This window comes from Nitratireductor kimnyeongensis (assembly GCF_019891395.1).
Classification (GTDB): Bacteria; Pseudomonadota; Alphaproteobacteria; order Rhizobiales; family Rhizobiaceae; genus Nitratireductor; species Nitratireductor kimnyeongensis.
The window spans coordinates 529,454-542,550 of the sequence record NZ_CP078143.1 but is presented as its reverse complement, the minus strand read 5'-3'; the positions used below and the strand labels follow the sequence as shown (position 1 = coordinate 542,550).

Below are 13,097 nucleotides of genomic sequence, written 5' to 3'. Positions count from 1 at the left end.
TAGCTGTTGGAAACCTGTTCCTCGCCTTGCACTTTGGGGTGGTGGATACTTAGATCATGTCACCAAAATGTTTTGGATGGCGGCCTAGGGAAGACGCTCGAAGGTCTGTTGTCCGGTTTCGCGTTTTCTGTCCGCTGGCGGTCCCGACGCGCTCACAAGTCAAGAATGCCCGATGAGGTTGGAACACCCGCGGTGCTTTAAGGAAGAAAGGATTTCATCCATGTCACGTCGTCACGCGCCCGTCCTTATCATCGGTTCGGGCCCGGCTGGATACACGGCGGCGATCTACGCGGCGCGCGCCATGCTGAAACCCCTCCTCGTGGCTGGTCTGGAACAGGGCGGACAGCTCATGATCACCACCGATGTGGAGAACTATCCGGGCTTTGCCGATCCTATCCAGGGACCGTGGCTCATGGAACAGATGCGCGGCCAGGCGGAGAATGTGGGTGCGGAGATCGCCAATGACCTCATCGTCGATGTCGATGTGTCGTCGCGCCCCTTTGTGCTCAAGGGCGATTCCGGCACGGAGTATAGCTGCGATGCGCTGATCATCGCCACCGGCGCCAAGGCGAAGTGGCTTGGCCTGCCTTCCGAGCAGACCTTCATGGGGTTTGGCGTCTCGGCCTGCGCGACCTGCGACGGGTTCTTCTATCGTGGCAAGGATGTTGCCGTTGTGGGCGGCGGCAACACGGCTGTGGAGGAGGCGCTTTATCTTTCCAATCTCGCAAAGTCGGTGACGCTCATCCACCGCCGCGACGAATTGCGTTCGGAACGGATCCTTCAGGAGCGCCTGATGGCCAAGGAGAATGTGACGGTCATGTGGGATGCGGTGGTCGAAGAGATTACCGGGACGCCTGCAAAGCCGCCCATGCCTGCATCCGCATCGGGGGTGCGCGTGAAGAACGTGCACTCGGGTGCGGTGTCCGATCTCGCCGTGGATGGTGTCTTCGTGGCGATCGGTCACGCGCCTGCGGTCGAGTTATTTGAAGGCAAGCTCAAGCAGAAGCCCAATGGCTATCTGTGGACGCAGCCCGGGACCACGCAGACGGATGTTCCGGGGGTTTTTGCCGCCGGTGATGTGGCGGACGACATTTATCGCCAGGCCGTGACGGCAGCCGGACTTGGCTGCATGGCGGCGCTGGAAGCAGAGAAGTATCTGGCAGCGATGGAAACAACGAAAGAAGCTGCCGAATAAAGGGGAACGACGCAGCGACAAGAACGGGCGGCAACGCCCATGACGGTACAAGCGCCTGACAGAGGAGAACGAGGCGTTGGACTGGGACAAGCTCAGGGTTTTTCACGCCGCCGCAGAGGCCGGCTCGTTTACGCACGCCGCTGAAACGCTGCACCTTTCGCAGTCGGCCATTTCACGCCAGGTGAGTGCGCTTGAACTGGAAGTGGGGGTGCCGCTTTTCCATCGGCACGCTCGCGGGCTGGTGCTGACGGAGCAGGGCGAGATGCTTTATCGCACCGCTCATGACGTGCTGATGCAGCTGGAAAGCGTGCGCGTGCGGCTGACCGAGGCGAAAGATCGTCCGTCCGGCCTGTTGAAGGTTTCCACCACGGTGGGGCTCGGCACCGGCTGGCTGACGGAAAGGTTGCCGGAGTTCATCGAGCTCTATCCGGACATCGAATTGCAGCTCATTCTCGACAATGAGGAGCTCGACCTGACCATGAGACAGGCTGATTGCGCGATTCGGATGCGTCAACCGCAGCAGCCGGATCTCATCCAGCGTAAGCTGTTTACCGTGCACTTCCATCTCTTCGCGTCGCCTTCCTATGTGAACAAGCACGGAAAGCCGTCGTCTATCGCCGATCTGGACAAACATCGGATCGTGACATTTGGCGAGGCTGTGCCACCACACCTGAGTGACATGAACTGGCTGGAAACGGCCGGGCGTCCTGAGGGGCAAAAGCGACAAACGGCGCTGCAGATCAACAACATTCTGTCGATCAAACTGGCTGTGCAGCGTGGGGCCGGCATCGCTATGTTGCCTGATTATGTGGTCGGCAAGAGCAATGATCTGGTGCAGCTGCTGCCTGAAACAGCCGTGCCGTCGTTCGATACATATTTCTGCTACCCGAACGTGATGAAAAATCAGGCAAAGCTTCACGCTTTCCGGGATTTCCTCATATCGAAATCAAGGCATTGGGCATTTTGACGCAGTATTTCCCAAGAAATACGGGGCGTTATGCAAAATTGCATGGGTGAATTGCAAAAACATGTGGTTGTTATTTAGGCTGTCATTGCCCATATGAGAAGCACTCCCGGGGGCGTTCTCCTCCCATTTGCCCCCGCGAGTGTTCCCCTCTGGAGGTTTCGCCTATATGGCACTTCCAATGACTAAAGCCGGATCTCCGTGATCCGGCTCTTTTTTTATCTGCTTGGCTTCACGTCATTTCCGGCTGTGGGGCTCACCAGGTGGCTCTGGTGAGCGTCAGCGATAGAGCTGCTCGTTTTCCAGCCCGCTATAGAGGTCGGCGACTTCCTCAGCATAACCGTTGAAAAGCTGCGTCGGTATGCGCTCGCCCGTATGCAGTATCTGCTCCTCGGCCTGACTCCAGCGCGGGTGGGGCACGTCTGGATTCACATTTGCCCAGAAGCCGTATTCGCTGCCGGCGGTCTCCTCCCAAAAACTCACCGGCCTCTTTTCGGTGAAAGAAATGCGTCGGATGGATTTGATGGATTTGAAGCCGTACTTCCAGGGCAGGGCCAGCCGCAGAGGCGCGCCGAACTGCTTGGCCAGAGGTTTACCGTACGCGCCGGTGACGAGGAAGGCGAGGTCGTTTGACGCCTCTTCGATGGTCACGCCTTCGACATAGGGCCAAGGATACCACACCTGCTTTTGGCCGCCGGCGACGGAGGGATCGTTGAAGGTTTCAAAGCGGATATAGCGCGCGGACGAAAGTGGCTTCGCCATTGCCAGAAGAGATGAAAGCGGAAAGCCGGTCCATGGCACTGTCATTGACCAGGCTTCGACGCAACGATGCCGGTAGAGGCGCTCTTCGAGTGGCATGCGCTTTATCAAACCCTCGAAGGCAACGGTGCCGGGCTTTTCCACCAGACCATCGATCTCAATGTCCCAGGGATGGGTTGAGAGTGCCTGCGCTGCGAGCGCGATCTGCTTGTGCGATCCGAATTCGTAAAAATTGTTGTAGGTGCTGCTTACATCTTCTGGCGTGAGGGGGCGTTCGATCTGGTAGGCTTCGTTCCGCTCCGCTGGGTAAAGGGATGCGGTTCGCGACGCGGCGTCTCCGTCTGCCTGCGCCTTTGCTGGCAGGGTCAGCAAGCCTGCGCCGGCGATCACCCCGAGACCAAGCCCCGAAAGTACTGCGCGACGATTTGCAAAAACGCATTCGGGCGTCGCCAAGTTTTCGGCGACTGCCCAGCGCGGGCGACGATGGATCGTGAGCATGGCTTTCTCCGGGAGACCTCTGATAGCAACGCCTTTGGTAAGACCGCTAGCCAGCGGTTCAAAATCACGGTGCTTCACGATTGCGTTGCGATCTTTGCGGTTGATGCTCTCATCAAGCCGCCTTGCCCTGCGCGCTCATCGCCGCATCCGCCAAACGCCCGGTCAACTCGGCCATGTGATCAAAGGTGCTGCGATAGCTGGCAACACCCGCAGTGGCGGACCGCAACTCGATAATCAGATCGTTGGTTTCAGATGCTGGGATTGTCGCCTCCACAATGTCCCAACCTGTCCAGCCGGGGCGTGCGTCAAAGCGAAGAATCTGCCCGCGCCGTTGCGACAGAATGGCGGTGATGCGGGCGGTAGCATCCGATGGCGTGTAGACCTCGACCTTGAGGATCGGCTCCAGGAGAACAGGTGAGCACTCACCAAGCCCTTCCTTCATGGCAAGTCGCCCGGCAAGTTGGAACGCCATGTCGGAGGAGTCCACCGAATGGTAGGAACCGTCCGAGAGATTGACGGCGAGATCTATGACCGGAAACCCGAGCGGACCGGATTTGAGGTGCTCACGAACGCCGGTTTCGACCGATGGAATATACTGCTTCGGAACGACCCCGCCGGTGATCGTGTCGGAGAATTCGAAACCGGAGCCGCGGGGCAGGGGGCGTATCTCGAGCACAACATCTCCGAACTGACCGTGACCGCCCGACTGCTTCTTATGCCGGCCGCGTTTCGTGGAGCTCTTGCGAATCGTTTCGCGGTAGGCAACGCTCGGCACGGCCGTGTCCACGGGGATCTGGTATTTGCCTTCCAGGCGCTCGCGAGTGACGCGCAGATGCATCTCACCTTGTCCGCACAGTATCGTTTCCCCTGTTTCCTGCCGTTGTTCGACGCCAAGTGAAGGGTCTTCCTCCATGAGCTTCTGCAGGGCGAGTGAGAGCTTTGCCTCGTCTTTGCGTTCGCTGGGATGTACCGCGACGGAATAGACAGGCTGAGGGCTCTCGAGTGTGATGAGTGGCGGGAGCGGAGTCGTAGCCGCGCTCAGCGTGTCCCCTGTCTTCACCCCCTCAAGCTTACCGAGTGCCACTGTGGTGCCGGCCTCCGCATTCGTGACCTTGGTCTGTTCGCGCCCGAGAAGTGTGTAGAGGCCTGAAACCTTGTCGATCGTTGAGCCGCTGCGCAGTTCCATACCATCGTCGACCGAGCCGGAAAGCACGCGTGAGAGAGAGAGCTTGCCTCCATGCGATGTGTGGATTGATTTCATGACCTGCAGAACGGGCTCACCCGACATGGCCAGTCCAAGCCGCTCTCTTGTCGCTTGAACATCCGGCGCATCGTGTCGGATTGCTTTCAATAGCCGCAATATGCCGTTGCCTTTTTCTGCAGACCCGATCAGCACCGGTGTCACAGTCCCGTCGCGCAGATCGGCGGCGAGGTCGTCAAAAATAGCGTCGCGGGGCGGTTCTATCTCCTCTAGAAGTTGCTCCATTAGCCTGTCATCTTGGTCCGCCAGAGTTTCAAGCATGGAGAAACGTGCCTCGATCTCACGTGCTCTGTCGTCGTTGGATATGGGGGCGATCTCACTGCTTGCGTGCTCCCGGTAGATGTAAGCGCGTTCCAGTGCCAGATCGATGGACCCGATGACGATGCTGTCCTTGCGCAAGGGAATCTGGCGCAGAAGGAGCGGGGTATCACTGGTCGGTTGGAGCATTTTCAGCATATCACGGACGCCCATGGTTGCATGCTCGATCTTGTTCAGGAAGATGATGCGCGGAATGCCGAGCTCGTCGAGCCGATGGAGTGTAAGCTGGAGGGCGGGGATTTTCTTCTCGTCGGGTTCGGTGACGACGATGGCCATATCGGCTGCTGCGAGGATCGGATCCGCCTCATAGGCAAATTCGACCGAGCCGGGACAATCCACGAAAGTGATGCTTTCACTAAGGAAACTGGTGGTGGCGACATTCGCCTCGACGCTCATCTGGTGGGCCTTGGATTCAGCGGAGTGGTCCCCCACTGTGCCGGAACCCGTACTTGCCTGTTTGGTTACGGCGCCCGTGCGTTCCAGAATGGCTTCAAGCAAAGTCGTTTTGCCACTTGAAAACGGACCGACAATGGCAATGCATTTCGGTCCGCGACTTCTCTCTCCCGAGCGATTTCCCATGGTGGGTGGCCTCCTCACACGCGTTTACTTGCACACGTTTCATGAGCGGCGGCCGGCCTGTGCGGCCGTCGCGCGGTCGCAGCGCGAAGACGGATGAGCAGGAGCATTCTCGCCCTTGAAGAGCCCGTTTGCGGCACTCACATGCCGGTGCGCCAACGTTTCCCGTAGAATATGGTCACACGGCTTGGAATTTTGGGCAAGGGGCGTTCAGGCGCTCAAAGCCAAACAGGTGAGATCCTCATTCCTTTTCCGGACCAAGGGCGCGGGCTGAGGGCGCCCGAGGAAATAGCCCTGAAAGCGATTGCAACCGGCAGCGCGTGCGAGATCGAACTCCGCTTCAGTTTCGATCCCCTCAGCAACGATTGTGAGACCTTGAATGCGAGCAATCTGCGTCAGTGCGGAGACGAAAACCTGTGCGATACGATCATGCCCGAGGTTGCGGATGTAGCTCCGATCAATCTTGATCGAGTCGATCGGCAACGTCTTGATGTAGTTGAAGCCGCAATGGCCGGTTCCAAAGTCATCAAGTGCGATGTGGAAACCCATCGCGCGCAAACGCTCGATGCGGGCGATGATTTCTGGTGTCGCCGCCGTGGCGACGGTCTCTGTGATTTCGAGAACGAAACTGTTGGCGGCCGTGCCGGTTTCTTGCAATACGCGATCCAGCATATGCACGAGGCCATCGCGCTTGAGCTGCTCTCCCGAGACGTTGATGCTAATGCGTCCACTCGACAAATGGTTGAGATCGAGACAGGCGCGACGGAACACCCATTCGCCCACCATGTCGATCAGGTTCGATCTTTCGGCAACAGGTATGAAGTCAGCGGGTGATATCATGCCGCGCACAGGATGACGCCAGCGTACCAAACCCTCCAGGGCCGTGCAGTTGCGTTCGGAATCGGTCAGCGGTTGGTAGTGAAGTTCAAGCTCATTCAGATAGATCGCTGCCCGCAATTCGCGCTCCATAAAGCGGCGCTGGCGCTTTTCAGAGAGCATGTCGGGATCAAACACGGTAATGCGTCCGCGTCCGGCCCCCTTGCTTTCGTAGAGCGCAAGATCGGCGAGCAATGGTAGCTCCTTGGGGCTGCTGGCATGTTCCGGCGCCACAGCGATCCCGATAGACGCCCCGAGGGGGATCTGATGTCCCTCGCAAACTCGGCCTTGCTGAAGCAATGCAAGCAACTTTTCGGCCCGGGCCCGGCAGCGCTCTAGGTCGTTGCCGTACATGAGTATGGCAAACTCGTCTCCGCCGAGTCGACCGATTGTACAATCTGGGAAGCAGTGTTTCGCGCAGGCGACCAAATGGGCAAGCGCCTGATCCCCAAACTGATGACCGAAGCCATCGTTGAGTTGTTTGAAATGGTCGAGGTCGACGAGCAGCAGCATGATGCGGCGCGGCCTTGAAAGTGTCCCAATGCCGGCGCTGAGTTCGTCGAGGAAACGGCCGCGGGTAAGCGCGCCCGTGAGGAGATCATTTTCTGTAAGCCGCGTACGCTCCGCTTCAATGCGCACAGCGTCCTTGAGTTGATCGGTAACAGTGCGTTTGAGATATTCAAGCAGACCAAGGCCTGTCGCCCCAAGCACAAAACACGTCAGCAGCAGCCAGTCCGACATGCTGCTTTCGCGCGGCGCTATGAAATAAGCCACGGCGACAAGCGCAGTTGCTGTGATCAAAAGCGCTTGAACGCCGATGTAAACACGTGCGCCATTGCGGCGAACGGTGGAGAGGATGCTCATGCCCCTAGTGTCTCCCCGAATCCCTTGGAAAACGAGAGAACAATGAGAAGCTTAAAGAGTGCGTTAAGAATATTGCGCCGCCGAATAATATTTTGCGGTGCAATAGTCAGACCCTCGACTGAAAGTTTATTTCAGTGATGCGGTAAAGCGCTGGATACGGCTGCAGGCTTCTTCCAGCAGGGCCTCGGACGTGGCGTAGGAGATTCGGAAGTTGGGTCCTAGACCGAACGCCGAGCCATGCACGACCGCGACACCTTCTGCCTCCAGAAGCTCCGAAACGAAATCCTCGTCAGTGTTGATTGTCTTGCCGGATGGTGCTGTTTTCCCAATCAGCTCTGCACAGGAGGGATAAACGTAGAATGCGCCTTCAGGAATGGGGCAATTGATGCCCTTTGCCTGGTTGAGCATTGATACCACGAGATCCCGGCGGCCCTGGAAAATCGCTTTGTTCCTGGCGACGAATTCCTGAGGCCCGTTAAGCGCCTCGACCGCGGCCCACTGGGCAATGCTACAGGCGCCCGAAGTCTGTTGTCCCTGAATCATGTCCATGGCCTTGATGAGCTCGATGGGGCCTGCTGCGTACCCTATGCGCCAGCCTGTCATGGCGTAGGCCTTGGAGACGCCGTTCATCGTCAGCGTGCGCTCATAGAGCTTCGGCTCCACCTCAGCGATGGTATGAAATTTGAAGTCGCCGTAGGTCAGGTGTTCATACATGTCATCTGTCAGCACCCAGACATTGGGGTGGGCAAGAAGAACCTCGGCAAGCGCCTTGAGCTCCTCAGCCGAATATGCCGCCCCCGAAGGATTGGACGGCGAGTTCATGATCAGCCATTTGGTCTTGGGCGAAATTGCCTTTTCCAAGGCCTCCGCAGTGAGCTTGAAACCGTTCTCGATGCTGGTTTCGGCAGCCACCGGCGTGCCGCCGCAGATGGACACCATCTCAGGGTAACTCACCCAGTAGGGGCTCGGGATAACCACTTCGTCTCCCGCGTTGAGTGTCGCCATCATCGCGTTGAATAGAACCTGCTTGCCGCCGGTGGCGACAATGGTCTGCTTCCAGTCGTAATCGAGATTGTTCTCACGCTTGAATTTTTCGGCGATCGCTTCGCGGAGCGGCTGGATGCCGGAAACGGGTGTGTATTTCGTCTCACCTCGGTCGATTGCCTCGATGGCCGCTTTCTTCACATTCTCTGGTGTGTCGAAATCCGGCTCGCCTGCACCAAGACCGATCACGTCACGTCCCTGAGATTTGAGTTCGCGCGCTTTCTGGGAAACCGCGATGGTTGCGGAGGGTTTTACCCGTGAAAGGGCATCGGCAAGGAAAGCCATAATGGAGGACTCCGGTTCCTGTGAGATTTACGCTGAACATCAGCGTGATCCTTCATGTCCGATTGGGGACAGAATCGCAAGCGGCTAGCCAATTTGCGGCATAGAGCCAGTCGTTAACGGCGAATAAAGGCGTTGGATGGCATTTTAACCGCCATGAATGAAAAGTCTTGAGGAAGCGCAGTATGCCGCGCAGCATCGGCCCCGGCCACATCGCCCGCCAGGACGACGGGACCGTTGTGGGCATTTGGGGCGGCTATACATTGAAATCGGCCTTCCAACCGATCTTTGCCTTTCGCGAGGGCCGTCTGCTCTTAAGCGCATATGAAGGCTTGATACGCCCGTTCAGGAATGAACAGCCTGTGGGGCCAGGCGTTTTCTTTGCCAGCATTCCCGACATCGACCGTTTGCAGGTCGAAACGCTGGCTAGAACGCTGCATTTGTTGAATGGTGGGGCCAATCTGAGCAAAACGGCTTCGTTGTTCGTCAATTTCGACCCATCGCATTTTGTGGACGCGGCTTCCGCCGCAAGCGCCCTGCGCGACGTGCAGGGCGTCATAAAGGAGGCGGGTATCTCCGCAGAGCGTGTTGTGTGCGAAATCACCGAACAGGAGACGGGTTCTGATGAAACGCTGATCAGATTTGTGCGGGCGCTCAAGGGATATGGGCACCGAGTTGCGGTGGATGACTACGGAGCCGACAGTTCCGATTTGAAGCGGATTGAAGCGCTTGGGCCCGACATCGTCAAATTCGATGGTGCCTGGACCGGCCGCCTTCTTGCGTCAGCTCCTGGCATAGCGATGCTGACCGATATGGTGCGGTCGTTCGCTCAGAAAGGGATACGAACCGTTTTCGAAGGCATCGAAACCGGTCAACAGCTTGAATTGGCGGAAAGCTGCGGCGTTTCCATGGTGCAAGGGTTCGCACTTGCCCGGCCACAACTGGCTCCAGGCGCTTTTGCGGAATTTGAAGCGGCACGCGAGAGTGAGCGAAGGCGAGTGCTGGCGGACGCTGTGGAGAATCTCCTACAAGGCAAGCTCGAAAGTACCAAACTGGACGCTTCTGCCAATCGTAGCGGACGCACGTTCGGGCGCCGTGGAACCTGAAAATATGGGTGGGCAACCGATCTCCGGGCCAGTCGCGGCATCCATCATCGCAGACGAGGTGGGGTTGGAAACGGTTGTTTACGGGAGCTATCAGCTTCGCAGCCTTTATCAGCCTATTTTCCGCGTTGCATCGGATGTGTTGATGCCCGAGGGGCTGGAGGCATCTATGCTACCAGTGCTCAATTTCCAGCCGATGGGCAGGGAGACGTTTCTTGCCTCTATCGAACCTGCCGCCCATGCATACGTTCTGTTGCTCTCCAATCTCCTGCATATAGGAAATTGTCATCATGCCAGGCATGATAATCTTTCCCTGCACCTACCTTTCGAGAGTTCCATGCTTTGCGGGGAGGAGGCTATCGAGCAGCTTGCTCTCACCTTTGCACGGCTTGCTGAGACCGGTTTTCCTCCAAGCTCCCTGGTATGCAGTGTTCAGAACGTCGAGAGCTGTGAACCGAAGCGTTTCGAGCGAATCTTGGCTGTTTTGGGGGCTGCTGGTGTAAGGTTGGCGGCTGATGGATTCGGCGTGCAAGGTGAGGCGATAGACACGGTAAAGCGGCTCCAGCCAAGCATTGTGAGCGTGGATGGCTCCTGGTTTCGTCGTGTTGCGGAGGTCGACGCCGCATTGCGGCTTTTGCGCGAGGTGATCGAAAGCCTCAAGGGCGGAGGTGCTGAAGTTCTGATTAAAGGGCTCGAAAGCCCGGCTCACCTGCTGGCGGCGCTATCGGTCGGAGCCGATCTGGTTCAAGGCGAACTGCTCGCGAGACCAGAAGAAGCAGGCTCTATCATGGATGTGCGGCCACTGGACATCGCGCGCATATTTCGAGATCCAGAGACGGTCGTTGTGTGTTTGACATGAAGCCGGGATCAAACTGAACTGGCCTTACCGACCATCGTTTCGGAGATCAGGGCCCGACTTTGTCGAGCCCTAATCCATTTTTAGTGCTCGGAATTGCTGTTCGCTGCGGACAGCGGATCTTGGTTCTCGCCGTAAGCTGCGGTCACGGAGCGCAGATCGCTTCTGGTCTCAGATTCGTTCTGAAGAAGAGCGACTTGCGCTGCGGCTTCCGGCTTCGAAATGCGCTGCAGCATTGATGCGAATTGCTCATGCTTTTGCACCTCGAGTGCGGCTCGCCTGGCCCAAGCCTCAATCGAGACCACGTCTGTTGGTTCCTCGGGCACCAAGTGCATAGACGAGAGCCGGTATTGGTCATTCATCGCCGTCGTCTGACTGGATGCGCCGGGCGACGTGCCCGCTGCAGGGGCTGATGGGCTCGCATTGCCACCCGGGCCTATCATCTGATCATCGGTTGGTTCGGGTTGGGTCGTCTCGTTGGGCGGCGACGCAGGCTCTTGAGGCTCAGCTTGGTTTGCTGGTGGTCTCAGTCTGTCGAGCAAAGGTAATTTATACAAGTTTCCGATCAGCACGGTGCATCCTCTCCTAGTTCAAGTTCTTGCAATTGGTTGTGCTATTTTTCCAATTGCTACCAGAGAGGGATTTTGAATCGGTGTTCGGGACCGGAAAAATTCGAAACAAATTTCTTTAAAACCGTACGGAGACGCTTCAGGCTGCTGCTCTGTCGTTGGCGCTGCCTGTCTCTGCTTTCGCGCGGCTTTCGTTCGATATGCGTTCCGACATCTTCTTCCGCATCACACGCAAGACTGCATTGAGAAGATCAATGTCGATATAGAACTGTTTCGACAATTCGGGAGCAATCTGATCCATCTCCACGCCTTGTGCGACAAGGCGTTTGACCTCTGCAATCATCGCTGATGGCTCAGTGAGACGATTCTTGATGCTGTTGTCGGCAGATTGATGCATGGAATTCCCGCCGGTTGAAAATCACGGACGCAATGACCCAACGCTGAACAGAAATATCGCCGATAAATCGACCGATTGACGGCGAGATTGTGGCTGTCCCCACTGATCACGAGGATCACCCGAATCGCATTTATTATGCGCCCGCCTCGCTTGAGTGCAAGGTATGGGGTTCAACCGGCACTAGAATGGAAGTATTCCCTGCTTCTCGTCAGCATTTGGCGAGCGGGCATTTTCCAATGCAAGCATTTTTTGTTTCGTCGTGATGCCGCCATGGGCGGAAAAACCACCAATCCTGCCACCTGCGGCAAGCACGCGATGGCAGGGGATGATCAGGGGAATGGGGTTTTTGCCCATGGCTGCGCCCGTTTCTCGGGTGGCTTTCGGGAAGCCGACGCTTTCACAAAGCGCGCCGTAGGTTGTGGTTTCCCCGTAGGACAATTTTCGCATGGCCGTGTAAAGCGTTCGATGAAACGGACTGATGCCGGAGAGATCGAGAGGAAACTCGGAAAAGTCTTCCCGAGTCCCATCGAAATAACGTTCGGCAGCCGCGACCAGGCTTGTCATGACGCCTGCCGCTGCTGCGGCCTTGCATTCAGGACGCCGCTGTTTCAATAGCCGTTCGACCGATCCCGCATCCGGTGTAGGAAGAATGAAACGAGTGAGCCCACATGCGCTCCAGCCTGCACCGCAGAAACCGAAAGCTGTTTCGAAAACCAGATATGCACCGGATGCCATGAGCACCTGTCCGACTCCTCCCAAATTATCGGTAACATGCGAACACCATCGCACAAAGAGTGAACGATGACTCTCCTGACATGAGATTGCCACGCCCTGCGTTGCACGATAGAAGGCGCGCGGGTGGGGATGATCTTATTAAAGGAAAGTGCCTTGCCGTTGTTTTCCCGTTATTTGGCCGCCGGTCTTGTGCTTGCCTTGCCGTCCATGGCGGGTTGCACAACGACCGGGAGCGATGGTCAGGCCAGGACCGATGCGATCGAAAGCTCTGCCGATGCGACGGTGATTGCGAAGAGCCTTGTTACAGAACAGGATGCCGCGATTTCGGACGAGGCCGTCAGTCCCGACGCATTCGCGGGGCAGCGACCACCATCCGCCGCGCTGACTGCGTTGGAGGCTGGGGCGACTGTGGAGCCCGTGGCACCACGTAGCGCCAAGCTCGATGCTTTGATCGCGCGTTACTCGGCCATCTACGAGGTGCCTGAGCGGCTGGTGCGCAGGGTTGTCAAACGAGAGAGCAATTTCGATCCCTCAGCGCGCAATCGCATCTACTGGGGATTGATGCAGATCCGGCACGATACCGCGCAGACCATGGGATATCGCGGTCCTGCATCCGGTTTGTTGGATGCGGAAACCAATCTCAAATACGCCGTCAAGTATCTGCGAGGCGCCTATATAACTGCGGATCGAAACGAAGATCGCGCGGTGCGATTCTATGCCAGCGGCTACTACTACGATGCCAAACGCAAAGGGTTGCTCCACGAAACGGGTTTGCGGAACTGAGTCTGGCTCGGCGGGAG

Annotated in this window: 11 protein-coding genes and 1 pseudogene; 5 read left to right on the top strand and 7 right to left on the bottom strand. The window is 57.4% G+C overall.

Annotated features, from left to right (window positions below; all coding sequences use genetic code 11):
• The first annotated feature begins 220 nt into the window (after positions 1-220).
• Together trxB and KW403_RS02455 are read left to right on the top strand one after the other, a co-directional pair.
• Entirely contained in the window at positions 221-1,195 is a 975-nt protein-coding gene (trxB, locus tag KW403_RS02460) for a thioredoxin-disulfide reductase (protein WP_223021187.1), read from the top strand.
• A gap of 76 nt (positions 1,196-1,271) precedes the next feature.
• Positions 1,272-2,162 carry a LysR family transcriptional regulator gene (locus tag KW403_RS02455; protein ID WP_223021186.1) on the top strand — a complete coding sequence of 297 codons (891 nt, stop codon included), beginning with the start codon at positions 1,272-1,274 and terminating at the stop codon, positions 2,160-2,162.
• Between the two features lie 276 nt (positions 2,163-2,438).
• Here the strand turns inward: KW403_RS02455 and msrP are convergent, their stop codons facing one another.
• The 4 genes from msrP to KW403_RS02435 all read right to left on the bottom strand — a co-directional run bounded on the left by msrP (position 2,439) and on the right by KW403_RS02435 (position 8,640).
• The gene (gene msrP / locus KW403_RS02450) at positions 2,439-3,416 is read right to left on the bottom strand and encodes a protein-methionine-sulfoxide reductase catalytic subunit MsrP (RefSeq protein WP_223021185.1); all 978 of its coding nucleotides are present in this window, start codon (positions 3,414-3,416) and stop codon (positions 2,439-2,441) included.
• A gap of 112 nt (positions 3,417-3,528) precedes the next feature.
• The gene (locus KW403_RS02445; RefSeq protein ID WP_223021184.1) at positions 3,529-5,574 is read right to left on the bottom strand and encodes an elongation factor G; all 2,046 of its coding nucleotides are present in this window, start codon (positions 5,572-5,574) and stop codon (positions 3,529-3,531) included.
• 207 nt (positions 5,575-5,781) lie between these two features.
• A complete protein-coding gene (locus tag KW403_RS02440) occupies positions 5,782-7,311 on the bottom strand; it encodes a putative bifunctional diguanylate cyclase/phosphodiesterase (protein ID WP_223021183.1) in 1,530 nt (509 codons plus the stop codon).
• A gap of 126 nt (positions 7,312-7,437) precedes the next feature.
• A complete protein-coding gene (locus tag KW403_RS02435) occupies positions 7,438-8,640 on the bottom strand; it encodes a pyridoxal phosphate-dependent aminotransferase (protein WP_223021182.1) in 1,203 nt (400 codons plus the stop codon).
• 182 nt (positions 8,641-8,822) lie between these two features.
• Between KW403_RS02435 and KW403_RS02430 the strand changes: the two genes are divergently transcribed.
• Positions 8,823-9,743, top strand: a complete 921-nt coding sequence (locus KW403_RS02430) for an EAL domain-containing protein (RefSeq protein WP_223021181.1) — start codon at positions 8,823-8,825, stop codon at positions 9,741-9,743.
• A 64-nt stretch (positions 9,744-9,807) separates the two neighbouring features.
• Positions 9,808-10,599 carry an EAL domain-containing protein gene (locus tag KW403_RS02425; RefSeq protein WP_223021180.1) on the top strand — a complete coding sequence of 264 codons (792 nt, stop codon included), beginning with the start codon at positions 9,808-9,810 and terminating at the stop codon, positions 10,597-10,599.
• Positions 10,600-10,679: 80 nt separating this feature from the next.
• Here the strand turns inward: KW403_RS02425 and KW403_RS02420 are convergent, their stop codons facing one another.
• The 3 genes from KW403_RS02420 to KW403_RS02410 form a co-directional block, all read right to left on the bottom strand.
• Complete coding sequence (locus tag KW403_RS02420) at positions 10,680-11,168, bottom strand: hypothetical protein (protein WP_223021179.1); 489 nt, start codon at positions 11,166-11,168, stop codon at positions 10,680-10,682.
• A 136-nt stretch (positions 11,169-11,304) separates the two neighbouring features.
• On the bottom strand, positions 11,305-11,562 hold the full coding sequence (locus KW403_RS02415) for a hypothetical protein (protein ID WP_223021178.1): 258 nt from the start codon (positions 11,560-11,562) through the stop codon (positions 11,305-11,307).
• Positions 11,563-11,742: 180 nt separating this feature from the next.
• Entirely contained in the window at positions 11,743-12,297 is a 555-nt protein-coding gene (locus KW403_RS02410; RefSeq protein WP_223021177.1) for a methylated-DNA--[protein]-cysteine S-methyltransferase, read from the bottom strand.
• Between the two features lie 435 nt (positions 12,298-12,732).
• On the opposite strand from KW403_RS02410, the pseudogene KW403_RS19540 reads away from it, so the two are divergent.
• Positions 12,733-13,071, top strand: a pseudogene (locus tag KW403_RS19540) (transglycosylase SLT domain-containing protein); the annotation flags it as partial.
• Between the last annotated feature and the right edge of the window lie 26 nt (positions 13,072-13,097).

Excerpts from the sequence above, each read along its gene's own strand:
- KW403_RS02430 (WP_223021181.1), top strand. The coding sequence starts at position 8,823 with ATGCCGCGCAGCATCGGCCCCGGCCACATCGCCCGCCAGGACGACGGG.
- trxB (WP_223021187.1), top strand. The coding sequence starts at position 221 with ATGTCACGTCGTCACGCGCCCGTCCTTATCATCGGTTCGGGCCCGGCT.
- msrP (WP_223021185.1), bottom strand. The coding sequence starts at position 3,416 with ATGCTCACGATCCATCGTCGCCCGCGCTGGGCAGTCGCCGAAAACTTG.
- KW403_RS02415 (WP_223021178.1), bottom strand. The coding sequence starts at position 11,562 with ATGCATCAATCTGCCGACAACAGCATCAAGAATCGTCTCACTGAGCCA.
- KW403_RS02410 (WP_223021177.1), bottom strand. The coding sequence starts at position 12,297 with ATGGCATCCGGTGCATATCTGGTTTTCGAAACAGCTTTCGGTTTCTGC.
- KW403_RS02440 (WP_223021183.1), bottom strand. The coding sequence starts at position 7,311 with ATGAGCATCCTCTCCACCGTTCGCCGCAATGGCGCACGTGTTTACATC.
- KW403_RS02435 (WP_223021182.1), bottom strand. The coding sequence starts at position 8,640 with ATGGCTTTCCTTGCCGATGCCCTTTCACGGGTAAAACCCTCCGCAACC.
- KW403_RS02445 (WP_223021184.1), bottom strand. The coding sequence starts at position 5,574 with ATGGGAAATCGCTCGGGAGAGAGAAGTCGCGGACCGAAATGCATTGCC.